We start from the raw sequence: 25,194 nt of genomic DNA, 5'->3' as shown, positions 1-25,194 counted from the left end.
CCCCGCAGCAGAGCTGAGCGTGCGGGCCTTACCCGGTTCGGAGGGCCTGGAACAAGCGCGGATCGCCGCTGATCGCGAGCTGGTCGGGGCGTTTGCGGCCCATCAGCGCCAGCTGCAGATCACTCGTCGTGCCGATCGCCTTGGCCCGGGCGTGGTGATCGTCGCTGTCCAGGATCGTCCCGGTGTCCAGCAGCGCGATCCCCTCGCCGCGCAGCCGGACGAACCACTCCTGCTCGGCGTCCGTACCGACCAGGTGGACCACGCCGTGCAGATCGGTCGGCCCCTGCCGCCGGCCGGCCGGCAGCCAGGTGTCGAGGATCTCGGCCACCCCGTCGGTGGCCAGCTTCGTCTCGATCGGGGTGGGCCGCCCGGCCGCCGCCTCGGCGTCCCAGCGGTGCACCGAGACCTCGTGCGCGATCCGCCGGTCCCAGAACACCGCCCGTTTCGGCTGCGGCGCCCAGTTCCACGCGGCGAAGTCCGGGTCGAGCGCCTCCAGCGTCTCGATCGTCCCGGTCAGCTCGCGCCGGAGCTGGTCGAGCGCCTCGTCCCACTCCGGGCGCGAGTCCGGCGCGGTGACCGGCTCGGGCCGGTCGGTCACGCCGCGGGTGACCGTGGCGCGGACCCAGCGCAGCAGGTCGGTCAGGTGGAAGGTGAGGCCGGCGGTGGTCCACTCGGGCACCCCGGGGACGGGCACGTCCGGGCCGGTCTCGGCCACGGCGTCCCGCAGGGCCGGGCCGTCGGCCCGCAGGGCCGCCAGCCAGAAGTCCTTCGTCGCGTGCAACCTGTTCATCGCAGTCGTCTCCCGCTCGGCCGGACCGCCGGTGCAATCACATCCGCCTGGTGAGCTTAGGGTGAACGGCGTGCCCGACGCATTCGCCGATCACTTGGCCGACACATACCCCAACTTGGCGGCTCATACGACGCTACGCCTCGGTGGCCCGGCCGGCACGGTGACCACCGCTGTCGACACGGGCGAGGCCGTCGCCGCGGTGCGACGTGCCACTGCCGGGGGACGCCCGCTGCTGGTCCTGGCCGGCGGCAGCAACGTCGTGATCGGTGACGCCGGCTTCGCCGGCGAGGTGCTGTTGCTGCGCAACCGCGGGATCGAGGTGGTCTCGGAGGGCGCCGGCGAGGTGCTGGTCCGGGTCGCCTCCGGCGAGCCCTGGGACGACTTCGTGGCGTACGCGGTGAACAAGGGCTGGTCCGGCGTCGAGTGCCTGTCCGGTATCCCGGGCGCGGCCGGCTCCACCCCGATCCAGAACGTGGGCGCCTACGGTCAGGAGGTGGCGCACACCATCGCGGCGGTGCACGCCTACGACCGGATCGACGACCGGCAGCTGGCGATGACCCCGGCGGAGTGCCGTTTCGGGTACCGCTCCAGCGTGTTCAAGCACAACGACCGCTACCTGGTCACCGCGGTCGACTTCCGGCTGGCCGCGGAGGATCTCTCGGCCCCGATCCGGTACGCCGAGCTGGCCCGCCAACTCGGTGTCGAGGCGGGCGACCGGGTGCCGCTGCAGCTCGCCCGGGAGACCGTGCTGAAGCTGCGGGCCGGCAAGGGCATGGTGCTCGACCCGGAGGACCGGGACACCTGGTCGGTGGGCTCGTTCTTCACCAACCCGGTGATCCCCGCGGAGCTCTTCGCGGAGCTGACCGCGGCCCGGGGCGAGATCCCGGGCTGGCCGGGCGCCGATGGCACGGTGAAGGTCCCGGCGGCCTGGCTGATCGAGCACGCCGGCTTCCCGAAGGGCTTCGCCGGCGACGGGGTGTCCATCTCGACGAAGCACACGCTGGCGCTGACCAACCGTGGCGCCGGGACCACCGGCGCGCTGCTGGCGCTGGCCCGGACCATCCGGGACGGGGTGCGTGACCGGTACGGCATCGACCTGCACCCCGAGCCCGTCCTGGTGAACTGCGCTCTTTAGCGGTTCAGCGCCAGCCGAACGTCTGGGTGTAGTACGGCGTGCCGTCCGCCGCGTAGACGATGGCCGCGCCCATCTTGCGGGCCCCGCAGTTGAGGATGTTCGCCCGGTGCCCGGGGCTGGCCATCCAGGCCCGCATCACCTCGGGCGCGGTCGGGTAGCCCCAGGCGATGTTCTCGCCGGCCGGCGCGCGGTACCCGGCCCGGGTCGCCCGCATCGCGAAGGTGGAGCCGTCCCGCCAGACGTGGCTGAACAGCCGGGTCCGCGCCATGTAGTAACTCTGTGCGGCGGACGCCACGATCAGCTCGTGGTCGACCCCCACCTTCGGGCAGCCGTTCGCCGCCCGCTCCCGGTTGGTCAGCCGGATGACCTGGTGCATCAGCGTGCGTGCCCGGGCCTTCTCCGGATCCGGGGTGGCCGCGCCGGCCGGGGCCGCGGCGATGTTCGGGGTGATCGGCGCCGCCGGGGTGGCCGGTGAAGTCGCCGGGTCGGGTGACGTGTCCGGTTCGGGCCCCGGGGTGATGATCACTCGGGGTGCCTGGCGCGCCGGGACCACCGGACCCTGGGCGTGCACCGCGTGCGGCAACGCGAACAGTGCGACGGGCAGGGCGATCAGTGCGGGCGCGGCCGCGACCACTGAGGCGCGGCGTACCACCTTCTCGAACACGGGTTCCTCCCGGATCCGCGTGGACGCGATTCGTCCACCAGGGATATCCGACCCCGTACTTGGCCACTTGTCACATCTTTCGCGGAATGGCGGAAAAGCCGTACCGGAAATGAAATCCTGAGGGGATCGGCCGCCCGGCGGCGGAAAGCGGACCGTGCCCACCCGCGGCCTCGGGTCTCCGGTTCCTGGAAGACCAGCCCGTGTACACCGCCTTTACCCCTAAACTGTCACTGTCCGTAAATAGGCCGTGACATCACGCTATGGTGTTTTTGCGCCTTTGAATATCCCGCCTGCGGTCATGTGGGCGGTGCCAGGCAAGACACCGAATCTCCGGCGCGATCGCGCCCGGGGATCGGCCGTGCCCGAAACCGGGCGCGAGCACGGGTTGGGGGCAAGGGTGAGCACACGATGAGTCGCCTACTCGTGGTCGAGGATGACCCGGACATCGCACTCGCCCTGCGGCTGCTGTTCAGCCGGGCCGGGTACGAGGTGGCCCACGCCGCGGACGGCCGGTCCGGTCTCAAGGAGGCCTATGCCGAGCACCCCGATCTGGTGGTGCTCGACGTCGGTCTGCCGGAGATGGACGGCTGGCAGGTGCTGGAGCGGTTGCGGGACGTCTCGGACGTGCCGGTGCTGGTGCTCACCGCGCACGGCCAGGAGGCGGAGAAGGTCCGTGGCCTGCGGGGCGGGGCCGACGACTATCTGACCAAGCCGTTCGCGAACAACGAGCTGCTGGCCCGGGTCGAGGCGCTGTTGCGCCGCTCGTCGAGCGGACAGAACAGCTGGGCCAGCCAGATCTACGACGACGGTCTGGTGCACCTGGACCCGACCAAGCGCCGGGTCTATGTCAAAGGCGAGGAGAAGCGGCTCACGCCGACCGAATTCCGCCTGCTCAACGCACTGGTCCGGCATGCCGGGGCAGTGCTTTCGCCGAACCAGCTGCTGACCCAGGCCTGGGACGACCCGACCGGCATCGGCCAGGAGCGGGTCAAGTTCGCGGTGCTGCGGCTGCGGCGCAAGCTCGGCTGGTCCGATCCGGATGAATCGCCGATCGAGTCGGTTCGAGGGTTCGGCTATCGCTACCGCCGTCCGGGCGGAGAAGCCTGACCTTTTCGCCGGGTACGGGGCCGATGGCCGGATACCCAGGGAAAAAGGCGTTCCGGACGAGTCTTCTCAGTTGGCGCGAGCAGGGGTCGATGAGGGCTGTGAAGCCGAGCAGGAGGTAGGTGTCGTGGAAGACCTTGGCGAGATCGTCGGCGAATTCCTGATGGAGTCGCACGAGAACCTGGACCAGATCGACCGGGATCTCGTCAGCCTCGAGCAGGAACCGGACTCGCGTGACCTGATCTCCCGCATCTTCCGGGCGATCCACACGATCAAAGGCACCAGCGGGTTCCTGGCGTTCTCCCGGTTGGAGAAGCTGGCGCACGCGGGTGAGTCGTTGCTGTCCCGGCTCCGGGACGGCGTTCAACCGGTCACCCCGGAGACCATCACCGTCCTGCTGCTCTGCATCGACGGCGTCCGGTCGCTGCTCGCCTCCATCGAGGAGAAGGGCACCGAGGACGAGGTCGACGTCGACACGATGATCGTCCGGATCAAGGCGCAGATGGACGCGCCGACCGACGGTGCCGCGGCGCCGGCCGCGGCCGCGCCCGCGGCGGCTCCGGCCGCCGCTCCGGTCTCGGTCGAGGAGGAGCCGGCCGCCACCCGCCCGGCCCCCGAGCCGATCGCCGACCAGCGGCAGCCGCTCGGCCAGATCCTGGTCGACGCCGGCGCCGCACAGTCCTCCGACGTCGCGTCGGCGCTGCAGCAGCAGATCGAGGGCGACGAGCGCAAGCTCGGCACGATCCTGCTGGACGAGGGGAAGGCCCAGCCGGCCGCGGTCAACGAGGCGCTGCAGTCCCAGACGCCGAAGCGGAGCATCGCGGACAGCGCGATCCGGGTCGACGTCGATCTGCTCGACACCCTGCTGAACATGGTCGGCGAGCTGGTGCTGGCCCGGAACCAGCTGGTCCGCGGCGTGATGGAGATCGGCGACTCCGGCCTGGTGCGCAGCGCGCAGCGGCTCGGCATGATCACCAGTGAGCTGCAAGAGGGCATCATGAAGACCCGGATGCAGCCGATCGAGCACATCTGGTCGAAGCTGCCCCGAGTCGTCCGGGACCTGAGCAACTCGCTCGGCAAGCAGGTCGAGCTGGTCATGCAGGGCAAGGAGACCGAGCTCGACCGCAGCCTGCTGGAGGCGGTCAAGGACCCGCTGACCCACCTGGTCCGCAACGCGGTCGACCACGGCATCGAGGAGCCGGAGCGCCGGACCGCCACCGGCAAGGGGCCGGTCGGGACGCTGACGCTGCGCGCGTACCACGAGGGTGGGCACGTGGCGGTCGAGGTCGCCGACGACGGCGCCGGCCTGAACGTGGAACGGATCGCGCAGAAGGCCGTGGAGAACGGGCTGCTCCGGCCGGAGCAGGTTCCGAACATGGACAAGCGCGACATCATGGCGATGGTCTTCCAGCCCGGCTTCTCGACCGCGGCCAAGGTCACCAACGTGTCCGGCCGCGGCGTCGGCATGGACGTGGTGAAGACCAACATCGAGAGCATCGGCGGCGCGGTGAGCGTCGACTCGACGCCCGGCGAGGGCACGGTCTGGCGGCTCACCATCCCGCTGACCCTGGCCATCATCCAGGCGCTCACCGTCGACTGCGGCGACCAGCGCTACGTGGTGCCCCAGGTCGCGGTGCTCGAGCTGGTCTTCGTGGACGGCAAGACCACCAAGGTCGAGTACGCCTCCGGCGCGCCCGTCTACCGCCTGCGCGGCAAGCTGCTGCCCCTGGTCCGGCTGGACCGGGCGCTCGGCTTCGAGGTCGGCGGCGACCAGGGCGTCTACATCATGGTGCTGCAGGCCGACGGCCGGCGGTTCGGCCTGGTCGTGGACCGGGTGCTGAACACCGAGGAGGTCGTCGTCAAGGCGCTCAACTCGCGCCTGAAGGACATCGGGATGTACGCCGGCGCCACCATCCTCGGCGACGGCAAGGTCGGCCTGATCCTGGACGTCTCCTCGCTGGCCCGGCGCTCGCACCTGGCGGTCGACTCGGAGCGCGAGAACGTCGTCGAGAAGCGCACGGCCGCCGGTGGTGGGACCGAACGTCTGCTGGTCACCGCGGTCGGCGAACGCCGCGTGGCGATCCCGCTCGACACCGTCACCCGGCTCGAGGAGTTCCCGCGGGACCGGCTCGAACACGCCGGCTCCCGGGAGGTGGTCCAGTACCGGGGCCAGATCCTGCCGCTGGTGCGGTTGTCGCACCTGCTCGGGGCGTACGGCGAGGAGCCGGAGGGGGACACCGTCTCGGTGGTCGTCTACAGCGAGGGCGGCCGCAGTGTCGCCCTGGTGGTGGACCGGATCGTGGACATCGCGGAGAACTCGACGACGGCCCGCCGGGACGCCGACGAGGACGGCCTGGTCGGCACCGCGGTGATCCAGCAACGGGTCACCGAGCTGCTCGACGTACGCCGGGCGATCCTCGCGGCCGACCCGAACTTCTACAACGAGGCCGGCGACGAGATGCTGGTGGAGGTCTGACATGGCCAGTCGCCAGTTCGCCACCTTCGAGGTGGACGGGCAACTCTTCGGGGTCGAGGTGCACACCGTGCAGGAGGTGCTCTCGTACAACGAGTACACCCCGGTGCCGCTCGCACCGTCCGCCGTCGGCGGCCTGTTCAACCTCCGCGGTCAGGTGATCGCGGCCGTCGACCTGCGGGTGCAGCTCGGACTGGCCCGGCAGGCGCTGCAGGGCCCGGTGATGAACGTGATCCTGCGTGGCGACGGGGAGCCGGTGAGCCTGCTCGTGGACAAGATCGGTGAAGTGGTCGACCTGGACGACGAGACCTTCGAACCCCCGCCGGACACGCTGAGCGGGCCCACCCGGGAGCTGGTGGTGGGCACGTTCAAGCTGGACGGGCGCCTGATGCTGGCCCTCGACGTCAATCAGGCGGTCGATACGTACCGCGCTACGAACTGATGTACAGCCTGGTCAGCGCCCCCGTGCTGGGCTTCGACCTGACCCGCCTGGCGGGCGGGTCGGCGGCGGCCGACGTGCTGCTGCGCGGGCTGCGCCTGCAGCGCGACGACCTGCCCCTGCTCGCCGAGCGGCTCCCGGACGAGGGTGTCCGGGGCCCGCTCTGGGTCGAGGTGGAGAGCGCCGCCCGCCGGATGCCCAACCTCAAGGGCATGTCCAAGGACGACCCGGCGGGCAACCTCGCCCTGGTCGAGCGGGCGCCGATCGGCTCGGTCGACGCGTTGCTCACCTGCCTTCGGTATGACGTGATGTCGTGGACCTGGGAGGGCACCGGCCGGGCCGCCCGGCAGACCGAGGAGGCGTCCGCCGCGACGGCGCTGCTCTGCGACGCCGCGGTCGGCTGCTACCTGCGCGAGGTGCTGGACGACGACACCCGCAGACGGCTCGGGGCCGGCTGGGTCGGCGCGCTGAAGAAGCTGCCGATGGGTGCGCCGATCGACCTCGGCCCGCACCACTACACCGTCTCCGCCCTGCTCGACCGGTTGCGCACGCTGCGGCCGGAGGACCGGGCCCGGGTGGCTACCGCGGCCGACGACGCCCGGCGCAACACCGCCGGATGGTCGCCCGCCGTGCACTCGGCGTCCTGGGCGGCGTATCTCTCCGATCGGGTCCGCACCGCGGCCGCGGCACAGATGCTGCTGGTCCAGGCGGTGGACACGGCCGACATACCTCTGGCCGACCGGGCCGGTGGGGTCTGGAACATGCTCAGCGGCGCCGTTCAGGCGCTGGTGGTCCGCGATCTGCTGGACACCGCAACGGCGCACCGGCTGCTCGCGCCGGTCGTCGCGGCGCTCGGTCCGGCCTGGCTCGGTTGAAGGGAGTGGTCGAATGATCTCGGTTCTCGTCGTCGACGATTCCGTGGTGGTCCGTCGGCTGATCGTCGACGCTCTCGGGGAAGCGCCGGGCATTCAGGTGGTCGGCACCGCGGCGAACGGCCTGCTCGCGCAGGCCAAGATCGACCAGCTCAAGCCCGACGTGATCACCATGGACATCGAGATGCCAGAGATGGACGGCATCGAAGCCGTTCGTGAGCTGCGCAAACGGCACACGCAACTGCCGGTGATCATGTTCAGCACGCTGTCCGCCGCCGGTGCCAGCGCGACCCTGGAGGCACTCGCCGCGGGGGCGACCGACTACGTCACCAAGCCCAGCAACGTGGGCTCGGTGCAGGAGTCCATCGCGGCGGTGCGGGAGCAGCTCGTCCCGAAGATCCAGGCGCTCGGCGGGCGTCGCCGCCCGCCGGCCGGCGCTCCGCCGCGCGGTCCCGCACCGTCCGCCGGTCCGGCCCCGTCGGCCGGTCCGCGTCCCGGTGCCGGTCCGGTGCCCGGCCGGCCCGGGCTCACCCCGGCCGGAGCGGCCCGTCCGGCCACCGCCGGCCCGGCCCCGGCCCGCCCGGCCGGCGCGCCCGCGCGGCGCAGTCCGAGCGGGCGGATCGACATCCTGGCGATCGGCTCCTCGACCGGTGGGCCGGACGCGCTCACCAAGGTGCTGCTCGGCCTGCCGGCGGACCTGCCGGTGCCGGTGGTGATCACCCAGCACATGCCGCCGGTCTTCACCAAGATGTTCGCCGAGCGGCTGGACCGCGGCATTCCGCTGAAGGTGGTCGAGGCCGGCGACGGCATGGAGCTCACGGCCGGCACCGTCTACATCGCGCCGGGCGACCGCCACCTGGTCTTCAACCGCCGGGGCACGTCGACCCTGACCCAGCTCAGCACCGCACCGCAGGAGAACTCCTGCCGCCCCGCCGTGGACGTGATGTTCCGATCGGTGGCGGCTCTGTACGGCGGCACGGCCTTCGCGGCCGTGCTCACTGGAATGGGACAAGACGGACGAGGTGGTGCGAAAGTGCTTCGAGACGCGGGCGCTGAGATCTTGGCACAGGACGAGGCGAGCTCGGTGGTCTGGGGCATGCCCGGCGCCGTGGTCGGTGCCGGTCTGGCGGACGAGATACTGCCTCTGGATCGGATCGCGAGCGCCCTCCTGAACCGGGTGCGGGTGGGTCGGTCGCCGGCGGTGGCGCGATGACCCTCACCTCGGCGGAGTTCACGTTCGTCGCCAACATGGTGCGGCGCGAGGCGTCGATCGTGCTGGCGCCCGGCAAGGAGTACCTGGTCGAGGCCCGGCTGATCCCGGTCGCCCGGGCGGTCGGGGCGCCGAACGTGAACGACTTCATCTCGGACCTGCAGAAGCGCCCGAACCCGCAGCACCAGCGCAAGATCATCGACGCGCTGACCACCAACGAGACGTCCTTCTTCCGGGACCGGGAGCCGTTCGCGGCGCTCACCGACGTGGTGCTGCCGGAACTGATCAAGTCGCGGGCCAGCACGCGCAAGCTGCGCTTCTGGTCCGCGGCGAGCTCCAGCGGCCAGGAGGCGTACAGCCTGGCCATCACGTTGCAGGAATCGCTGCCCGCCGGCTGGTCCTTCGAGATCCAGGGCACCGACATCTCCACCGCGATGGTCGAGCGGGCCGAGAAGGCCGAGTACAGCCAGGTCGAGGTGAACCGCGGGCTGCCGGCCACCCAACTGGTCCAGTACTTCGAGCGGGCCGGCGCGCACTGGCGGATCATCCCGGCGCTGCGCCGGAACGTCTCGTTCAAGCACATGAGCCTGACCGCGCCGTTCCCGCCGATGCAGCCGTTCGACGTGATCTTCCTGCGCAATGTCCTGATCTATTTCGACGTCGCGACCAAGCGGCAGGTGCTCCAGAACGCGGCCAAGATCCTGCGCCCCGACGGCTGGCTGTTCCTCGGCGCCGCCGAGACGACGATCGGGATCGACGACAACTACGAGCGGGTGGCCGCCGGCCGCACATCCGCCTACCGAATCCGTAGCGCGGTGCCCGCGGGCGCCGGGAGAAGGGGATGACGCCGATGCGCGCCATGGTTATCGACGACTCGCGCGCGATGCGCATGATCCTCAAGCGCATCGTCACGAAGCTGAGCTTCGAGGCGGTGGAGGCCGGCGACGGCAAGGAAGCTCTCGACCTGCTGGCCGATATGGCCGAGGTGCCGGAACTGGCCCTGATCGACTGGAACATGCCCAACATGAACGGGCTCGAGTTCGTCATGAAGGCCCGGGCCGAGCCCCGCCTCCGGGAGATGACCCTGGTGATGGTCACCACCGAGAGCGAACAGAGTCAGATCGTCCGGGCGCTCGCCGCGGGTGCCCACGAGTACGTGATCAAGCCCTTCACCGAGGGCGCCATGATCGAGAAGCTGGCCCTTCTGGGCCTCGTGCCAACCGGAGCGAACTCATGAGTGTCGAAGTCGAGGTGGACGAGAACGACCTCGCTGAGATGGTGGAGCAGGTGTGGGAGGCGTACCTGGATCCGGAGGGCGTCAGCCCGCTGATGCAGACGTACGACGAGAACCAGCCCTCCGAGGTGCATTCCTCGGTATCGATCACCGGGTCGTGGAGCGGGCACATCGTGTACTCGTCCTCCCGGGCCGCCGCCCAGCGCGCCGCGGCCGCGTTCCTGGCCATGGAGCTGGACGAGGTGAGCGAGGAGGACATCTCCGACACGCTCGGTGAACTGGCGAACATCGTCGGTGGCAACGTGAAGGCGATGCTCCCGCCGGGCGCGCAACTGTCCCTCCCGCAGGTAGTGCTCGCGCCGGAGAGCTCGGCGCGTTATCCGAACACCGAACGCATCAGCGGCGTCTATGGACTCTGGGAAGGCGAGCCGGTGTCCATTTCGATGTGGCAGAGCAGCACCGACACGAAGGAGGAGGGTGCATGAAGATCCTCATCGCCGATGACAGCCGGGTGATGCGGCAGATCGTCGTCCGTACCCTGCGTCAGGCCGGCTTCGGCGACCACGACCTGATCGAGGCCGCCGACGGGCAGGAGGCGTTCGACAAGACCACGTCGGAGCAGCCGGATCTGGTGATCTCCGACTGGAACATGCCCCAGATGACCGGCATCGAGGTGTTGCGGCAGCTCCGGGCGGCCGGCAACAGCGTCAAGTTCGGTTTCGTCACCTCGGAGTGCACGCCCGAGATGAAGACCGCCGCCGAAGCCTCGGGCTCGGCGTTCTTCATCGTCAAACCTTTCACCGCTGAGCGATTCGACGAAGTCTTCGCTCCTATTTTGGGATGATTGCGACATGTCAGACGTCTCGGTTCTTCCCGGCTCTCTAGCCGTACGCAACCTGTTCGAGGACCTTCTCGGTCGTGAGGTCACGGTCAGCCCTGGCGACCCGCTCAGCGCGGAAGAGGTCCGGACCGCCACGGTCGCGATCTTCACCGACGCCGGCCAGAAGATCTACGCGGCCATGGGTCTGCAGCTGAGTCTGGCGGCGAACGCCGGCGCCGCGCTCGGCCTGCTGCCGGCCGGCGCCGCCGAGGACAGCATCGACGAGAAGCAGCTCTTCCCGAACCTGGCGGAGAACGTCTTCGAGCTGTGCAACATCTTCACCAGCCTCCTCAACAAGGAGGGGGGGCCGCACGTCAAGCTCTACCAGGTGATCTACCCGGGGATGGAGCTGCCGAGCGACGCCCGCGCGGTGCTGCTCGCGCTGGGCCGCCGGCTCGACCTGATGTGTGAGGTCAGCCGGTACGGCAAGGGCAAGCTCAGCCTCTCGCTGGCGCCCTGAGGGGGCAGCGGGCCGCGGCTGACCACGCGGATAAAACTGAAGATCGCTTGTAGCGGGCCCACCGGAATTCGGTGGGCCCGCGACTTTTTTGGGACTAAGCAATTCCTCAACCGGGCCGAAGGACTAGTTGAGCTTGCCAAGGGACAGGAGAAGTCAATGACCTCGCCGACCTCTGGATTCGGCGCCACCGGCGCCTCTTCCGACGCCGCACGTGCCGCTGAGGCGATGAAGGCCGATGCCGTCAAGAAACAGGCCAAGGACAAGGACCTGGGCGACAAGGACACCTTCATGAAGCTGTTGGTTGCCCAGCTCAAGTACCAGGACCCGTCGAACCCGGCGGACTCGACCGCGTTCCTCGCGCAGACCGCGCAGTTCACGCAGGTCGAGAAGCTGGAAGACATGATCAGCATGATGAAGGGCCAGCGCATGACGAGCGCGGCCCAGCTGGTCGGCAAGACGGTGACGTACCAGGACCCGCTCGGTCAGACCCAGACCGGTGTGGTGTCCGCGGCAAAGCTCAACGGAGACAGCGAACCGATGCTCAAGGTCGGGAACACGGATGTGGAGCTGTCCAAGGTCACGGAGATTCAGCAGACCGCCTGATAAGACCGCCCATTGCCAATCCGTTTCTCGATTCCTAAGGACGATCTTTAATGCTGCGTTCTCTCTACTCCGGTATCAGTGGCCTGCACGCGCACCAGCAGATGATGGACGTCACGGGCAACAACATCGCGAACGTCAACACGGTCGGCTACAAGTCGGCGTCGGTGCAGTTCGAGGACGCCCTGAGCCAGATGCAGGGCGCGGCCGGCTCCCCGCAGGGCGGGATGGGCGGCACCAACCCGTCCCAGGTCGGCCTCGGTGTCCGGGTTGCCGGCATCACCTCGAACTTCAGCCAGGGCTCCGCGCAGACCACCGGCAAGTCCGGCGACATGATGATCCAGGGCGACGGCTTCTTCGTCACCCGCAGCGGCAACGAGCAGCTCTACACCCGGGCCGGCTCGTTCTTCTTCGACGGCAACGGCACGCTCGTCACCACCACCGGTGAGCCGGTGCAGGGCTGGACGGCGACCGACGGCGTGGTCAACACGCAGGGCCAGCCGGGCGACATCAAGATGCCGCTGGGCGCCACCATCCCACCGGCGAAGACCAGCACGATCACCCTCAAGGGCAACCTGACCTCGGACTACCCGGAGAACAAGCTGGCCACCGAGGACGTGGTCTCGATCCCGGTGAAGGTGTTCGACGACAAGGGCGCCACCAGCACGGTGACCGCCAAGTTCACCCGCACGATCGACCCCAACCGGGACTCCACCACCGTTCCGGACACCACGTGGGACATCCAGCTCTACGACCCGGACGGCAACGCGATCTCCGGCGCCACCGGCGAGCTCGACCTGACCACCGGCAAGGCGATCGTCAGCGCCACCGACTCGCCGGCCCAGGGTGAGCTGGACAAGGACGGCAACGCCACGATCGGCGACTACAAGCTCAACCTGTCCGACATCACGATGTACTCGGGGCAGACCGATGCCCGGGTGTTCTCCACCGACGGGCAGACGGCCGGTGCGCTGACGTCGCTCGCGTACACCGTCTCGGACACCGGGGAGATCGTCGGCGTCTACAGCAACGGGCTCAAGCAGACGCTCGGCCAGGTCGCGATGGCCACCTTCAAGAACGTCGACGGCCTGGAAAAGGTCGGAAACTCGCAATACCGGAACACGGTGAACTCGGGGTACGCCCAGATCGGCCAGCCCGGCACGGCCGGCATGGGCCAGGTGATCAGTGGTGCCCTGGAGATGTCGAACGTCGACCTGGCCCAGGAGTTCACCAACCTGGTCGTGGCGCAGCGTGGCTTCCAGGCCAACTCGAAGATCATCACGACCTCCGACGAGCTGCTCCAGGAGCTCGTCAGCATGAAGCGCTAGCGGTAGCGGCAGTCTCTCGGCCGGCGGCCGGGACGGGCATACGTGCCTGTCCCGGCCGCTGTCGTACTGCCCCGGGGGTGCCCGGATGTCCGGAAAAACCGGCGCAGGTCGCACCCGGATAGCGACCGGCTCGATCTCATCGGCAACCGAGGTCGGGCCGAAGTACTAGGCGTAGGGCCACGGAGGGCCAGACACCAGATGAGACAACCAAGGACGGAAACAGTCTTGATCCTCGTAACTCGTATCAACGGTGCCGTGTTCGCGCTGAACCCGGACCTGGTCGAGCGTGTGGACTGCACGCCGGACACGGTCGTCACGCTGGTGGACGGCACCAAGTACGTCATCTCTGAATCAGTGCCCGAATTCATCGACTCGGTGCGTCACTATCGCGCCTCGCTCATCGCCCAAGCGAGTCGCATGGAGCCCGAGCCCACGGCCGCCGCCCACTCCTCGTCTGACGACGACGACCTCGACGCCAAGGTGCTCCCGCTGCACCGGAAGGACCGCTGACATGGACATCTCAACAATCGTCGGAGTTCTCGCCGGACTGGTGATCGTCTTCACCGTCCAGATCCTGGAGGGTGGTTCGCCGTCCTCCATCCTCCTGATCCCGTCGATGATCCTGGTCTTCGGTGGCGCGTTCGCCGCCGCCATGGCCGGCGGTGTCCTGAAGGACGCGACCGGGTTCGTCGGGGTGCTGAAGAAGGCCTTCACCGCCAAGGTGACGCCGCCGACCCAGCTGCTCGACAACGTCGTGAAGCTGGCCGAGCGGGCCCGCCGCGAGGGCCTGCTGGCCCTCGAGGACGCGGTCAAGACGGTCGAGCACCCCTTCCTGAAGCGCGGTCTGCAGCTGGCGATCGACGGCACCGACCCGGATGAGCTGCACGACATCCTGCACGCCGAGGTCGCCGCGAAGAAGAAGGCCGACAACGCGGCCAAGAAGTTCTTCGAGAACATGGGCGGCTACGCCCCGACGATCGGCATCATCGGCACGGTCATGGGCCTGGTGCACGTGCTGGAGAACCTCGACAAGCCCGAGACGCTGGGCCACTCGATCTCCGCGGCGTTCGTCGCCACCCTGTGGGGCGTGCTCAGCGCGAACATCATCTGGCTCCCGATGGCGGCTCGCCTGACCCGGCTGAGCGCGGTCGAGGCCGAGGAGATGGAGCTGGTGATCGACGGTGTCCTGGCGATCCAGGCCGGCTCGAACCCGCGTCTGGTCGCCCAGAAGCTGCGGAGCCTGCTCCCGCCGGACGAGATGAAGAAGGCTGAGGCCATGGCCTCCTCGAAGAAGGCGGCCTGATCCGATGAGCTCTGGCGGCGCGAAGCGCAAGAAGAAAGGGCATGAGGAGCATGAAGAGCACGTCAACCACGAGCGCTGGCTCGTGTCGTACGCCGACATGCTCACCCTGCTGTTCGTCCTCTTCGTAGTTCTGTTCTCGATGAGTGACATCAACCAGAAGAAGTTCGCCCAGCTGGCGCAGGGTTTGTCAGCGGGCTTCGGCTCCAAGAGCGCGGCCTTCCAGGGGAACTACGCCCCGCTCGACGGCGCCTCGAACAACGCCCAGATCGTGCAGATCGACCCGGGCTCCAACCCGGGTGACGGGTCCTCCGGAACCGAGGGCCTGAGCACCAAGCAGAAGGAAGCGGTCGAGCGGGCGGTCAAGGCCGAGGATCGCGCCAAGGCTTCGGCCAACGCCGAGAAGGCAGCGAAGGAGGCGGAGAACATGAAGGCGATCGAGAACAAGATCTCCGACGCGCTGGCCGCCGCCAAGCTGCTCAACAACGTGAAGTTCACGATCGACCAGCGGGGCCTGATCATCACGGTGGTGACCAACGAGGTCGTCTTCGCCGGCGACCGGGCCGACCTGCGCCCGACCGGCGAGAAGATCCTCAACGCGATCGCCCCGTCGCTGGCCAAGCTGCCGAACAGCATCGAGGTGGACGGCAACACCAACCAGCTGAACGCGCGGACCAAGTACTACCCGAGCGGCTGGGAGCTCTCCGCGGCTCGTGCCTCCACCACGGTCCGGTACTTCACCGGCCACGGCATCCCGAAGAAGCGGCTCAGCGCGGTCGGCTTCTCCGACACCAAGCCGCTGATCGACCCGAAGGACCCGCGCTCGATCACGATGAACCGCCGGGTGGACGTGGTTGTGCTGACCATGCTCTCCGCCGACCAGGCGGCGCTGCTGCCCGACGCGGCCGGCACCGACAGCAAGCTGCACGCCGGCCAGACCACGGCCGAGGCCAAGGCCGCCGCGGAAGCCGCGGCGAAGAAGGTCGCGGCCAGCAACTCCACGAGCCCGAGCACGACCACGGACACCAGCACGAACAGCAATTACTCCACGACTATCGCTGACACCAAGAACTGACCGGGGGGAGTTCACATGGCGGACGAGAAGGACACGACGGCGGAAGCGCCCAAGAAGTCCAAGAAGATGATGATGATCGTGATCGCGGCGGCCCTGGTGGTCCTGGGCGGCGGTGGGGCCGGAGCGTTCTTCATGCTCCGGGGTGACTCGGCTCAGGCGGCGCCGACGAAGGGCATCGTCACCGCGGCCGACAGCAGCATCACGGTCAACCTGGCCGACGGGCACTACCTGAAGCTCGGCTTCGCCCTGCAGCAGACCGACGTCAGCACCGAGGCGGTCGACCTGAACGAGGCGTACGAGCTGGCGATCGACGAGTACACCGGTGTGAAGATCGCCGACCTCGCCACCGAGGAGGGCCGGGCCAAGCTCAAGGCGGACCTGCTGACGAAGCTGGTCAAGGCCTACACGGTGGACGGTAAGCAGGAGGTCATGGACATCTACTACACCTCCTTCGTGACGCAGTAACCGACGCGGTAACAGCCGGCACGACCGGGGCGGGTCTCCTTCACGGAGATCCGCCCAGACGTGTAATAAGGGCAGAAAACGGCCCCAGGGCTCAGCGGTTCGCGAAGTCCGCCGATCAGGACGACGTGACCACTGCCGCACGCACCCCGGGCAAGATGTCGCGCCGTGGCAACGCCGCAGGGCCGACGGCGTACGACTTCCGCCGGCCGATCAAGCTGTCCCGGGAACACGTCCGCACCCTGCAGATCGCGTTCGAGACCTACGCCCGCAGCTGTGGCACTCTGCTGACCACCCGGCTGCGCGCGGTCAGCAACGTCTCGCTGATCTCGATCGAGCAGCTGAACTACGACGAGTACGTGGCGTCGCTGGCCAACCCCACGATCATCGGGGTGGTCACGCTCGACCCGCTGCCCGGCACGGTCCTGATCGAGATCGCCCAGTCCGCGGTGATGACCGCGATCGACCACATGCTCGGTGGCCCCGGCGGCTCCCAGCCGGAGCGGCCGCTGACCGAGGTGGAGATGCCGCTGCTGCGCGGCCTGATCGAACGGATGCTGGGCGAGCTGCGCTACGGCTTCGAGAGCCTGGTCGACATCACGCCGCATCTCAAGGAGATCGAGTACAACGCGCAGTTCCTGCGCGCGCACGCGCCCGGCGACGCGGTCGTGGTGGCCTCGTTCGAGACCAAGATCGGCGCCGAGGAGTGCATCGCCACGATCTGCCTGCCGTTCAACACGATCCTGCCGGTGCTCTCGAAGACCGAGACGATCGTGCTCAGCGCGGCCGAGCGGCAGGCCAAGGACAAGGCGCTGCGGAACCTCACCGCCGGACTTTCCGCTGCTCCGATCGACGTAGCAGTGCGATTCCAGCCCATTCGGATGCGTACCGATGACATCGTGGATCTACGTCCGGGTGACGTCGTGCCGCTGGGCCATATGACCAGCCGGCCGCTCGAGGTGACCGTGAACGACATCGTCTTCGCGCATGCCGTTCCGGGCAATCAGGGCGCCCGGCTCGCCTGTCTCGTCGTGCCGCCGCCCCACGAGAACTCGTCCAAGGAGTCTGGCCGCTCATGACCGCCCCCACCATCACCGCGCCCCAGCTGATCCTCGCCCGGAACGCCGCCGACGCCGCCCTGGCCGTCCTTCCGACCAGCCATGCGCTGGTGGCCGGCGACCCGGTGGCGCCCGACGCGGGGACGGTGATCGAGGGACAGGCGATCACCGCGCGCTTCAGCGGCGCGGCCACCGGTGAGGTGGTCGTGGTGGTCGGCCAGGACCTCGCGGACGCGCTCAAGGAGAGCCCGCTCGGCGAGCTCGACCTGACCGCCGCCGTCCGGCCCGCCCTGGAGGCGGCCTCCCGGGTCTTCGGGCCGGTGGTCCTCGACCCCGGTCAGCTGATGGAGCCGCAGGTGGCGCTCAGCGCGCTGGCCGCCAAGGAGGGCTCGGTCGCCATCCCGCTGCGGGACGGCGAGGACGTACGGGCGGTGCTCGCCCTCGCCCTCAGCCCCTGGCCCAGCGACGATCCGCTGGTGGCGGCCGCGACCGGCGGTGGCGGGATAGCCCAGCGCAGCGCGGCCCCCGCGGCCGGCGCGCGCGGCGGCGGCCTGGACATGCTGCACGACGTGGAGATGGAGGTCTCCGCCGAGCTGGGCCGGACCCGGATGAGCGTCCGGGAACTGCTCTCGCTCACCCCGGGCGCGATCGTCGAACTGGACCGCGCCGCCGGCAGCCCGGCCGACCTGCTGGTCAACGGCCGGCTGATCGCCCGCGGCGAGGTCGTCGTGGTCGACGAGAACTTCGGCATCCGGATCACCGAGATCGTCTCGCCCAGCGCCGATTAGGAGTCACGACGTTGTTCCGGCTCCTGATCCAGGTCGGCTTCTCCCTGCTGGTCGTGCTGCTCATGATGTGGGGGCTGGCCCGGGCGATGCGGCGGCCGTTCGGCAAGAGCAGTCACGGCCATCTCGCGGTGCTCAACCGGCAGCAACTGAGCCGGGGCGCGGCGGTGGCGGTGATCAAGGTGGCCGACCGGGCGCTGGTCCTCGGGGTCACCGACCAGCAGATCAGCTACCTGGGCGAGGCCCAGCTGGAGATGTTCGAGACCGCGCCGCACGAGCACCGGGACCACCTGGTGATCGAGCCGACCGAGCTGATCGATCCGGGCGGGACGGTCCTGCCCGGACGGCACCCCGCGGCGCCGGCCGGCCCCGGGTGGCACGAGGAGCATCACGGACGGCTGGACGGTTCGATCCTGTCGCCGAAGACCTGGAACTCCACTCTGGACTTCCTGCGTGAGCGGACGACGAGGAAAAAATGATGCGACGCGCGATCCTGCTGCTCATGGCGGGTGCCGGGTTGGCGCTCGGGACACCCGCTGCGGCGGAGGCGGCGCCCGGACCACCGCCGGTGGCCGTGGTGGTGGTCGACGTGGTGGCTCGCGCGCCCATGGCCGTACCCCAGCAAGCGCCGCAGGCGCCGGCGAACCCGGCGGCGAAACAGCTGCCGCGAGCACCGCGATTGGTGCCGAAGGCACCGAAGACCTCGCCGCCGAGCATCAACCTCAACATCAACGGTACGAACCCGGACGGCAGCCGCCCAGCCTCCAGCCTGGTGATCGTTCTCGGTCTGACGGTGCTGTCGATGGCGCCGGCCCTGCTGCTGCTCTGCACGTGTTTCACCAAGGTCTTCATGGTCCTCGGGATCACCCGCAACGCGCTGGGCCTGACCACCCTGCCGCCCAACCAGGTGATCGCCGGGCTGGCCCTGTTCCTGAGCCTTTTCATCATGGGCCCGACCGTGTCCCAGATGAACGACGTCGGGGTGCAGCCCTATCTGAAGGGCGACAAGACCCAGTCGCAGGCGTTCACCGACGGCATCAAACCGCTGCGTGAGTTCATGTGGAAGACCACCCGCGAGGACGAGCTGGCCCTGCTGATCAAGGTGTCCGGCGAGAAGCAGCCGGCCAACCGGGACGCGGTGCCGCTGACCACGCTGGTGCCCGCGTTCGTGCTCTCCGAGCTGCGCGCCGCGTTCATCATCGGGTTCGTCATCTTCATCCCGTTCCTGATCATCGACCTGGTCGTCTCGGCCTCGCTGATGTCGCTGGGCATGATGATGCTGCCTCCGGTGACCGTCGCGCTGCCGTTCAAACTGCTGCTGTTCGTGCTGGTCAACGGGTGGGGGCTGATCATCACGGCGCTGGTCGGCTCGTACAAGACATGAACCTCGACATCCCGATCGCCGAGATGCTGGCGATCCTGCTGGGGGCCTGCCGGACCGGCGCGTGGATGGCGATCTGCCCGCCGTTCAACTCGCGGCTCATCCCCGGGCCGGTGAAGGCGCTGCTCTCGGTGGGGATGACGCTGCCGATGGCGCCGTACCTGCAGGGCACCCTGCCGTCGATGGAGACGTCCGCGCTGATCGCCAGCATCCTCCTGCAGGTCGCCGTGGGGATCGGGCTGGGCGCCGTCACCGCGCTGCTGTTCTCCGCCCTGCAGGCCGCCGGTGACCTGCTCGACCTGTTCGGCGGGTTCCAGCTGGCGACCGCGTACGACCCGATGGGCTACAGCCAGGCCTCGATCTTCGGGCGCTTCTACAACCTGATCGCGATCACGCTGCTCTTCGCCAGCGACGGGCATCAGCTGATCCTGCGCGGGTTCCTGCAGAGCTTCCGGACCCTGCCGCTGGACACCACGTTCTCGATGGAGACGTTCAGCCGGCTGCTGGTCGCCGGGATCGGCGAGATGTTCCTGTCCGCCCTGCAGATCGCCGGCCCGCTGATCTGCGTGCTCTTCCTCTCCGACGTGGCGCTCGGCCTGCTGAACCGGGTCGCGCCCGCGCTGAACGCGTTCCAGCTCGGCTTCCCGGTCAAGATCCTGCTGGTGGTCTCGACGGTCGGGCTGGCCGTCTCGATGCTCCCGGGCATCGTGCACAACCTCGTCGAGCGGGCGGTTGCCGCGGTGCTCCACCTCAGTGGTGGGTAAGTCCTAAGGGGGTGCCCAGGTGTCCGGGGAGAAGACCGAGCAACCGACACAGCAACGGCTCAAGAAGGCGCGACAGGAAGGGCAGATCGGGCGTACGCCCGACCTCGGCGCCTGGTTCGGCATGCTGGCCGCGAGCGTGTTGCTGCCGCGCACCCTCAAGCAGGCGATGGAGCACGCCGAGGAGGTGCTCGGCAAGATCCCGGACGTCATCGCGAACCCGGACCCGGCGAAGAGCCTGGCCATCCTCAAGGAGGGGCTCTTCGGCGCGGCCTGGGCGGTGGCGCCGCTGGCGCTGACCCTGATGGCGGTCGGCGTCGCGGCGGCCGGTGCGCAGGGCGGCATCCGGGTGGCGACCAAGCTGTTCGTGCCGAAGTTCAACCGGCTCAACCCGTTCTCCGGGCTGAAGAAGATCGCCGGTCCGCAGGCGCTCTGGGAGCTCACCAAGTCGCTGTTCAAGACCCTGGTGCTGGGCGCGGTGCTGGTCATGACGCTGAAGGACATCGTGCCGCAGCTGATGACCGCCGGCCGGCTGCCGATCACCGCGCTGCTGGCGATCGTCACCGACGCGGTGACCGCGCTGATCCGGGCGGCCGCGGTGGCCGGGATCGCGATGGCCGGCGCGGACTACCTGGTGGTGCGCCGGCGGACCCAGAAGCAACTGCGGATGACCAAGGAGGAGGTCAAGCAGGAGAACAAGAACACCGAGGGCGACCCGCTGATCAAGGCCCAGATCCGGGCCCGGCAGATGGCCATGTCGCGCAACCGGCAGATGGCCGACGTGCCGACCGCGGACGTGGTGGTGGTCAACCCGGTGCACGTCGCGGTGGCGCTGCGCTACGAGCCGACCAAGGGCGCGCCGCGGGTGGTCGCCAAGGGCAAGGGCCCGCTGGCCGCCAAGATCCGGGAGTTGGCGACCGAGAACCGGGTACCCATGGTCGAGGACGTCGCGCTGGCCCGGGCACTGAACTCGGGCTGCGAGATCGGGCAGGAGATCCCGGCCGAGTTCTTCGGTGCGGTGGCCCGGGTGCTCGCGTTCGTGATGAGCCTGAAGGCGCGGGGATCGGCGGCCGGTCTGCACCGCAGCCCCAACCCCACGTCGGTCTAGATCGCCACTCCAACCCCAGTTCCGCCATGACGTAACCGAAATTTCGGGAGATTTACTCACATCGCGGGCGGCGAGCAGGGAGGATCGGGGCGTGGCGGTGCCACAGGGGTCCCAGTGACAGCGACGGAACGCCGAGCGGAGGTGTCGTGAAAAAGGGCAGCCTCAGCAAGCTCGCCGTCCCCGTCGGGGTGATCGGCATCATCATCATGATGGTCGTCCCGTTGCCGACCTTCCTGCTCGACCTGTTCATCGCGGTCAACATCACGGTGGCCCTGCTGGTGCTGCTGACCAGCATGTTCGTCGAGAAGCCGCTCGACTTCGCGGTCTTCCCGGCGCTGCTGCTGGTGATGACGCTGTTCCGGCTGGCGCTCAACATCAGCGCGACCCGGCTGGTGCTGCGCGACGGCGACGCCGGCAAGGTGATCCACGCGTTCGGCAGCTTCGTCGTCGGTGGCAACCTGGTGATCGGCCTGGTGATCTTCTCGATCCTGGTGATCGTCCAGATGATCGTGGTGACCAAGGGTGCCGAGCGGGTCGCCGAGGTCGGCGCCCGGTTCACCCTCGACGCGATGCCCGGCAAGCAGATGGCGATCGACGCCGACCTGAACGCCGGCCTGATCGACGAGGCCGGGGCGAAGAAGCGGCGCGCCGAGGTGGCCGCCGAGGCCGAGTTCTACGGCGCGATGGACGGTGGCTCCAAGTTCGTCAAGGGTGACGCCGTCGCGGCCATCATCATCACGCTGATCAACCTGATCGGCGGCTTCGCGGTCGGCATCCTCCAGCACGGCCTGTCGCCCACCGACGCGATGAACCAGTTCAGCATGCTGAGCATCGGCGACGGCCTGGTCTCCCAGGTGCCGGCGCTGCTGCTCTCGGTGGCCACCGGTCTGATCGTGACCCGCTCGGCCACCTCCGGCGACATGGGCCAGAGCGTCACCCAGCAGCTCAGCCAGAACAAGCTGGCGCTGCGCATCGGCGGTGCCGCGGCCCTCGCCCTCTGCGTGATCCCGGGCCTGCCCAAGGTGCCGTTCCTGGTGGTCGGCGTCGCGGTGCTGGCGATCGCGCAGCGGGTCAAGGACAAGCCGCCGGAAGAGATCGCGCCGATCGCCGAGGCGGTCGAGATGCCGTCGCCGGACTCGCCCGAGTCGCTGCTCGGCGAGATGCGGATCGACCCGCTGGAGCTGGCCCTCGCCCCGGACCTGGTCGACCTGGTCGACGCCAGCAGCGGCGACCTGCTCGACCGGGTCCGCGCGCTGCGCCGCAAGATGGCCATGGAGCTGGGTGTGATCATGCCGCCGGTACGGACCCGGGACGACCTGGACCTGCCGTTGTCGTCGTACGCGATCCGGATCTCCGGCACCGACGCCGGCACCGGTCAGGCCCCGCCCGGCACCGTCCTGGCGATCGGCGAGGGACTGCAGGCGCTGCCCGGGCGGGCCGGTGTCGAGCCGGTCTTCGGCCTGGCCGGCAAGTGGGTCCCGGCCGAGCTGCACTACCAGGCCGAACTCTCCGGCGCCACGGTCGTCGACCGGGCGTCGGTGATCATCACGCACCTCGCCGAGGTGGTCCGCAACAACGCCAGCCGGCTGCTCGGCCGGGAGGACGTGCGCGCGCTGAGCGACATGGTCAAGCGCACCCACCCGGTGGTGGTCGAGGAGTTGACCCCGGGGCTGCTCAGCCTCGGACAGATCCAGAAGGTGCTGCAGTCGATGCTCGACGAGGGCGTGCCGATCCGCGACCTGGTCCGGATCTTCGAGTCGCTGTCGCTGCGCGCCAAGCTCTCCGTGGATCACGACGGCCTGGTCGAGGCCGCCCGGAGCGCGCTGGGCCCGGCGATCGCCGCGCAGTACGCGAGCGGCGGCCGGCTCACCGTGATCACGCTCGACCCGATGCTCGAGCAGAGTCTGCTCGAGTCACTCCGGCCCAGTGAGACCGGCGCCTTCATGGCGATCGACGGCATGCGTGCCGAGGCGATCGTCAGCGAGGCCAGCCGGCTTGCCGAGGCCGCCGAGCAGCAGGGCCTGAACCCGGTCCTGGCCTGCTCGCCACAGCTGCGGTTGCCGCTGATGCGACTGCTGCGCGCCGGTTCACGCCGGGTGCAGGTGCTGTCGTACAGCGAAATCTCTGGTTCCACCGCACAGATCGAGACGATAGGGGTGGTGAACGGTGCCTACGCGGGTGCTGCTTGAGGGACCGGCCATCGAGCCGTTACTGGCTCAGGTACGTGACGAGTACGGCTCGCGCGTCCGGATCATCTCCGCCGACAAGGTACGAAGCGGTGGTCTCGGAGGCTTCTTCGCGAAGCAGCACTACGAGCTCTCCGTCGAAGTACCGGACGTACACGAGGACAGTGAGGACATGGCGCGACAGACCGTTGCCGAGAACGGCACAAATCCACTGGAACGGCTGCTCGAACAGGCCGAGTCCCGGGATCGGTTCAGCGCTGACGCGCCGTCCGGTTCCCCGGGGCGGCCGTCGGCACCGAAGCTCGGCCCCGGGTCGGGACTGGCCGACCGGATCGGCCGGCCGGACGTAGGGGACACCGGGGCGGCCTTCGCCGAGCTGATGGCCGGCCTGGACGTGGCCAGCCATCTCGGCGAGGCGACCCGGCCCGGCCATCGGGTCCGGCCACCGGCCGACCCGGCGGTGCGGCCGTTCACCCCGGCCACCGCGAGCGAGTCCCCGGTCAACGGGGGCGGGCGGCCCAGCCTGCCGGCCGCCCTGCCCGGCCGGGCCGCGCCGCCACCGTCCGCACCGGTCTCACCGGCCGGGGCGCGTCCGGTCTCGCCGGCCGCCGCGCGGATCCCGGTCTCGCCCGCACCGGTCACGGTGACGCCGGAGGAACCGGCCCCGCACGCCCGCCGGGCGGTGCCGCACAACCCGTCGGCGACCCCGATGCGGACCGCCGAGCCCAGCGCGGCGCCACCCCGGGCCGCGTTCCAGACCACGCCGCAGACGCCGGCGCGAACCGCCGCCGAGGTCTACGGCCTGTCGGACGACGACCCGGCCCCGGTCTCACCGGCCGCCGCCGCCCCGCCGCCGGTGCCCAAGCCGGCGCCGGTCCGGGCCAAGGCCGGCAGCGGCCTCGACCCGGTGCAGAGCAACCTGATGACCGTCGGGATGCCCGAGGAGATGGCCCGGCAGATCACCGGCGGGGACACCTACGCCGGCGTGCTCAGCGTCCTGGCCTCCCGCCCGGCCGCGCCCGGCATCCCGGACGGCCCGGGCGAGATCCTGGTCATCGCGGGTGAGGTGCACACCGCGGTGCCGATCGCCAAGGTGCTTCTCGAGCAGATCCACGTGGACCAGACCCACCTGCTGCTCGCGGCGCCGTCCACGGCCGGCACCGGGCTGCACTCGTCCCGGCTGATCTCCAGCCCCGGCGCGGCCGAGTCCCGCGCCGACAAGCTGCAGACCTCCGACCATCCGTGGATCGTGGTGATCGACGCGCCGGTCGGCGGCACCGACGAGTTCTGGGTCAACGAGATGTGTGACGCGCTCGGCGCCACCGCGCTCTGGGCCGTCGTCGACGCCACCCGCAAGACCGCGGACACCGCTCGCCACCTGCGTAATCTCGGCGAGGTGGAGGCACTCGTGGTGCACAGCGTGGAACTCACCTCGGACCCGGCGTCGGTGCTCGGGCTGGAGGTGCCGATCTTCTCGCTGGACGGCAAGCCGGCCACTCCGCACGCCTGGGCCGCGATGCTGTGCGCCCGGATCGCCGCTGAGGTCATGCCGGCCGCCGCCTCACCGAGGCGGGCCACGCGTACCACCCGGCGATGATCCGACCGGCCGTCCTGGGCTTCGCACTGCTGATCAGCCTGCCGGCGTGGTATCGCCTGCTGTTCGACCAGCTCGAGCTCACCCAGGTGCTGATCCGGTTCCTGATCGCGATCCCGATCGCGGCGATCCTGCTGGCCGCGCTCCGGCTGGTGACCTCGGGATACGGGATCACCGAGGAGACCCCGGCGACGCGGGTCGAAGCGAAACCGATGGACGCGGAGTAACAACTGCGGAACTGGTGCCTTGGGGAAGAGCTATCAGTTCCGACACCGGCGTCGGCCCGTCACGGGCC

General features: G+C 69.3%; 28 protein-coding genes. 26 read left to right on the top strand and 2 right to left on the bottom strand.

Annotation, left to right across the window (positions count from 1 at the left end; genetic code table 11):
• Positions 1-28: 28 nt before the first annotated feature.
• Positions 29-790 carry a maleylpyruvate isomerase family mycothiol-dependent enzyme gene (locus L3i22_RS50905; protein ID WP_221324562.1) on the bottom strand — a complete coding sequence of 254 codons (762 nt, stop codon included), beginning with the start codon at positions 788-790 and terminating at the stop codon, positions 29-31.
• Positions 791-851: 61 nt separating this feature from the next.
• Here L3i22_RS50905 and L3i22_RS50900 point away from each other — a divergent pair, with 61 nt between their 5' ends.
• Positions 852-1,925, top strand: a complete 1,074-nt coding sequence (locus tag L3i22_RS50900) for a UDP-N-acetylmuramate dehydrogenase (RefSeq protein ID WP_255657751.1) — start codon at positions 852-854, stop codon at positions 1,923-1,925.
• A gap of 4 nt (positions 1,926-1,929) precedes the next feature.
• Here the strand turns inward: L3i22_RS50900 and L3i22_RS50895 are convergent, their stop codons facing one another.
• On the bottom strand, positions 1,930-2,589 hold the full coding sequence (locus tag L3i22_RS50895; protein WP_221324560.1) for a CAP domain-containing protein: 660 nt from the start codon (positions 2,587-2,589) through the stop codon (positions 1,930-1,932).
• A gap of 408 nt (positions 2,590-2,997) precedes the next feature.
• Here L3i22_RS50895 and L3i22_RS50890 point away from each other — a divergent pair, with 408 nt between their 5' ends.
• From L3i22_RS50890 to L3i22_RS50770, 25 genes are all read left to right on the top strand, one after another.
• Positions 2,998-3,696, top strand: coding sequence for a response regulator transcription factor (locus L3i22_RS50890; protein WP_185038054.1), 699 nt, complete (start codon positions 2,998-3,000; stop codon positions 3,694-3,696).
• A 124-nt stretch (positions 3,697-3,820) separates the two neighbouring features.
• The gene (locus tag L3i22_RS50885) at positions 3,821-6,169 is read left to right on the top strand and encodes a chemotaxis protein CheW (RefSeq protein ID WP_221324559.1); all 2,349 of its coding nucleotides are present in this window, start codon (positions 3,821-3,823) and stop codon (positions 6,167-6,169) included.
• 1 nt (position 6,170) lies between these two features.
• Complete coding sequence (locus tag L3i22_RS50880) at positions 6,171-6,608, top strand: chemotaxis protein CheW (protein ID WP_221324558.1); 438 nt, start codon at positions 6,171-6,173, stop codon at positions 6,606-6,608.
• A complete protein-coding gene (locus L3i22_RS50875; protein ID WP_221324557.1) occupies positions 6,608-7,480 on the top strand; it encodes a hypothetical protein in 873 nt (290 codons plus the stop codon). Before L3i22_RS50880 ends, L3i22_RS50875 begins: the two co-directional genes overlap by 1 nt.
• 13 nt (positions 7,481-7,493) lie before the next feature.
• On the top strand, positions 7,494-8,690 hold the full coding sequence (locus L3i22_RS50870; protein ID WP_221324556.1) for a chemotaxis response regulator protein-glutamate methylesterase: 1,197 nt from the start codon (positions 7,494-7,496) through the stop codon (positions 8,688-8,690).
• On the top strand, positions 8,687-9,532 hold the full coding sequence (locus L3i22_RS50865) for a protein-glutamate O-methyltransferase CheR (protein ID WP_221324555.1): 846 nt from the start codon (positions 8,687-8,689) through the stop codon (positions 9,530-9,532). The genes L3i22_RS50870 and L3i22_RS50865 overlap by 4 nt, the downstream gene beginning before the upstream one ends.
• Complete coding sequence (locus L3i22_RS50860) at positions 9,529-9,924, top strand: response regulator (RefSeq protein ID WP_221324554.1); 396 nt, start codon at positions 9,529-9,531, stop codon at positions 9,922-9,924. Before L3i22_RS50865 ends, L3i22_RS50860 begins: the two co-directional genes overlap by 4 nt.
• Positions 9,921-10,406 (top strand): chemotaxis protein CheX, encoded by a 486-nt coding sequence (locus L3i22_RS50855; protein ID WP_221324553.1) that lies wholly within the window; start codon positions 9,921-9,923, stop codon positions 10,404-10,406. The genes L3i22_RS50860 and L3i22_RS50855 overlap by 4 nt, the downstream gene beginning before the upstream one ends.
• Positions 10,403-10,765, top strand: coding sequence for a response regulator (locus tag L3i22_RS50850; protein WP_221324552.1), 363 nt, complete (start codon positions 10,403-10,405; stop codon positions 10,763-10,765). The genes L3i22_RS50855 and L3i22_RS50850 overlap by 4 nt, the downstream gene beginning before the upstream one ends.
• 7 nt (positions 10,766-10,772) lie before the next feature.
• The gene (locus tag L3i22_RS50845) at positions 10,773-11,261 is read left to right on the top strand and encodes a hypothetical protein (protein WP_221324551.1); all 489 of its coding nucleotides are present in this window, start codon (positions 10,773-10,775) and stop codon (positions 11,259-11,261) included.
• Between the two features lie 156 nt (positions 11,262-11,417).
• Positions 11,418-11,864, top strand: a complete 447-nt coding sequence (locus L3i22_RS50840; protein ID WP_221324550.1) for a flagellar hook assembly protein FlgD — start codon at positions 11,418-11,420, stop codon at positions 11,862-11,864.
• Between the two features lie 50 nt (positions 11,865-11,914).
• Positions 11,915-13,189, top strand: a complete 1,275-nt coding sequence (locus L3i22_RS50835) for a flagellar hook protein FlgE (protein ID WP_221324549.1) — start codon at positions 11,915-11,917, stop codon at positions 13,187-13,189.
• Between the two features lie 198 nt (positions 13,190-13,387).
• Positions 13,388-13,699 carry a flagellar FlbD family protein gene (locus L3i22_RS50830; RefSeq protein ID WP_255657750.1) on the top strand — a complete coding sequence of 104 codons (312 nt, stop codon included), beginning with the start codon at positions 13,388-13,390 and terminating at the stop codon, positions 13,697-13,699.
• Position 13,700: 1 nt separating this feature from the next.
• Positions 13,701-14,492 carry a flagellar motor protein gene (locus L3i22_RS50825; RefSeq protein WP_221324547.1) on the top strand — a complete coding sequence of 264 codons (792 nt, stop codon included), beginning with the start codon at positions 13,701-13,703 and terminating at the stop codon, positions 14,490-14,492.
• A 4-nt stretch (positions 14,493-14,496) separates the two neighbouring features.
• Positions 14,497-15,564: a flagellar motor protein MotB gene (locus L3i22_RS50820; protein ID WP_221324546.1), complete on the top strand. Its 1,068-nt coding sequence runs from the start codon at positions 14,497-14,499 to the stop codon at positions 15,562-15,564.
• A gap of 15 nt (positions 15,565-15,579) precedes the next feature.
• The gene (gene fliL / locus L3i22_RS50815) at positions 15,580-16,029 is read left to right on the top strand and encodes a flagellar basal body-associated protein FliL (RefSeq protein ID WP_221324545.1); all 450 of its coding nucleotides are present in this window, start codon (positions 15,580-15,582) and stop codon (positions 16,027-16,029) included.
• 125 nt (positions 16,030-16,154) lie between these two features.
• The gene (locus tag L3i22_RS50810) at positions 16,155-17,105 is read left to right on the top strand and encodes a flagellar motor switch protein FliM (RefSeq protein ID WP_255657749.1); all 951 of its coding nucleotides are present in this window, start codon (positions 16,155-16,157) and stop codon (positions 17,103-17,105) included.
• Positions 17,102-17,872 carry a flagellar motor switch protein FliN gene (gene fliN, locus L3i22_RS50805; protein ID WP_221324544.1) on the top strand — a complete coding sequence of 257 codons (771 nt, stop codon included), beginning with the start codon at positions 17,102-17,104 and terminating at the stop codon, positions 17,870-17,872. The genes L3i22_RS50810 and fliN overlap by 4 nt, the downstream gene beginning before the upstream one ends.
• Before the next feature lie 11 nt (positions 17,873-17,883).
• Positions 17,884-18,348: a flagellar biosynthetic protein FliO gene (locus L3i22_RS50800; RefSeq protein WP_221324543.1), complete on the top strand. Its 465-nt coding sequence runs from the start codon at positions 17,884-17,886 to the stop codon at positions 18,346-18,348.
• A complete protein-coding gene (fliP, locus tag L3i22_RS50795) occupies positions 18,348-19,253 on the top strand; it encodes a flagellar type III secretion system pore protein FliP (RefSeq protein ID WP_255657748.1) in 906 nt (301 codons plus the stop codon). Before L3i22_RS50800 ends, fliP begins: the two co-directional genes overlap by 1 nt.
• Positions 19,250-20,014 carry a flagellar biosynthetic protein FliR gene (locus tag L3i22_RS50790; protein ID WP_221324541.1) on the top strand — a complete coding sequence of 255 codons (765 nt, stop codon included), beginning with the start codon at positions 19,250-19,252 and terminating at the stop codon, positions 20,012-20,014. Before fliP ends, L3i22_RS50790 begins: the two co-directional genes overlap by 4 nt.
• Positions 20,015-20,033: 19 nt before the next feature.
• A complete protein-coding gene (locus tag L3i22_RS50785) occupies positions 20,034-21,119 on the top strand; it encodes a flagellar biosynthesis protein FlhB (protein WP_221324540.1) in 1,086 nt (361 codons plus the stop codon).
• A gap of 146 nt (positions 21,120-21,265) precedes the next feature.
• Complete coding sequence (locus L3i22_RS50780; protein ID WP_221324539.1) at positions 21,266-23,308, top strand: flagellar biosynthesis protein FlhA; 2,043 nt, start codon at positions 21,266-21,268, stop codon at positions 23,306-23,308.
• Positions 23,298-24,902 carry a hypothetical protein gene (locus L3i22_RS50775; RefSeq protein WP_255657747.1) on the top strand — a complete coding sequence of 535 codons (1,605 nt, stop codon included), beginning with the start codon at positions 23,298-23,300 and terminating at the stop codon, positions 24,900-24,902. The genes L3i22_RS50780 and L3i22_RS50775 overlap by 11 nt, the downstream gene beginning before the upstream one ends.
• The gene (locus L3i22_RS50770; RefSeq protein ID WP_221324537.1) at positions 24,899-25,126 is read left to right on the top strand and encodes a hypothetical protein; all 228 of its coding nucleotides are present in this window, start codon (positions 24,899-24,901) and stop codon (positions 25,124-25,126) included. Before L3i22_RS50775 ends, L3i22_RS50770 begins: the two co-directional genes overlap by 4 nt.
• Positions 25,127-25,194: the final 68 nt, after the last annotated feature.

Source organism: Actinoplanes sp. L3-i22, from assembly GCF_019704555.1.
In the GTDB taxonomy this organism is placed as follows: Bacteria; Actinomycetota; Actinomycetes; order Mycobacteriales; family Micromonosporaceae; genus Actinoplanes.
Note: the sequence above shows the minus strand (reverse complement) of the source record. Positions and strands in the feature narration are given on the sequence as shown.

Bases quoted from the DNA above. Each gene is read 5' to 3' on its own strand.
- L3i22_RS50905 (WP_221324562.1), bottom strand. From the start codon at position 790: ATGAACAGGTTGCACGCGACGAAGGACTTCTGGCTGGCGGCCCTGCGG.
- L3i22_RS50865 (WP_221324555.1), top strand. From the start codon at position 8,687: ATGACCCTCACCTCGGCGGAGTTCACGTTCGTCGCCAACATGGTGCGG.
- L3i22_RS50870 (WP_221324556.1), top strand. From the start codon at position 7,494: ATGATCTCGGTTCTCGTCGTCGACGATTCCGTGGTGGTCCGTCGGCTG.
- L3i22_RS50845 (WP_221324551.1), top strand. From the start codon at position 10,773: ATGTCAGACGTCTCGGTTCTTCCCGGCTCTCTAGCCGTACGCAACCTG.
- fliL (WP_221324545.1), top strand. From the start codon at position 15,580: ATGGCGGACGAGAAGGACACGACGGCGGAAGCGCCCAAGAAGTCCAAG.
- L3i22_RS50875 (WP_221324557.1), top strand. From the start codon at position 6,608: ATGTACAGCCTGGTCAGCGCCCCCGTGCTGGGCTTCGACCTGACCCGC.
- L3i22_RS50880 (WP_221324558.1), top strand. From the start codon at position 6,171: ATGGCCAGTCGCCAGTTCGCCACCTTCGAGGTGGACGGGCAACTCTTC.
- L3i22_RS50825 (WP_221324547.1), top strand. From the start codon at position 13,701: ATGGACATCTCAACAATCGTCGGAGTTCTCGCCGGACTGGTGATCGTC.
- L3i22_RS50860 (WP_221324554.1), top strand. From the start codon at position 9,529: ATGACGCCGATGCGCGCCATGGTTATCGACGACTCGCGCGCGATGCGC.
- L3i22_RS50820 (WP_221324546.1), top strand. From the start codon at position 14,497: ATGAGCTCTGGCGGCGCGAAGCGCAAGAAGAAAGGGCATGAGGAGCAT.
- L3i22_RS50855 (WP_221324553.1), top strand. From the start codon at position 9,921: ATGAGTGTCGAAGTCGAGGTGGACGAGAACGACCTCGCTGAGATGGTG.
- L3i22_RS50850 (WP_221324552.1), top strand. From the start codon at position 10,403: ATGAAGATCCTCATCGCCGATGACAGCCGGGTGATGCGGCAGATCGTC.
- fliN (WP_221324544.1), top strand. From the start codon at position 17,102: ATGACCGCCCCCACCATCACCGCGCCCCAGCTGATCCTCGCCCGGAAC.
- L3i22_RS50830 (WP_255657750.1), top strand. From the start codon at position 13,388: ATGAGACAACCAAGGACGGAAACAGTCTTGATCCTCGTAACTCGTATC.
- L3i22_RS50835 (WP_221324549.1), top strand. From the start codon at position 11,915: ATGCTGCGTTCTCTCTACTCCGGTATCAGTGGCCTGCACGCGCACCAG.
- fliP (WP_255657748.1), top strand. From the start codon at position 18,348: ATGCGACGCGCGATCCTGCTGCTCATGGCGGGTGCCGGGTTGGCGCTC.
- L3i22_RS50890 (WP_185038054.1), top strand. From the start codon at position 2,998: ATGAGTCGCCTACTCGTGGTCGAGGATGACCCGGACATCGCACTCGCC.
- L3i22_RS50840 (WP_221324550.1), top strand. From the start codon at position 11,418: ATGACCTCGCCGACCTCTGGATTCGGCGCCACCGGCGCCTCTTCCGAC.
- L3i22_RS50770 (WP_221324537.1), top strand. From the start codon at position 24,899: ATGATCCGACCGGCCGTCCTGGGCTTCGCACTGCTGATCAGCCTGCCG.
- L3i22_RS50790 (WP_221324541.1), top strand. From the start codon at position 19,250: ATGAACCTCGACATCCCGATCGCCGAGATGCTGGCGATCCTGCTGGGG.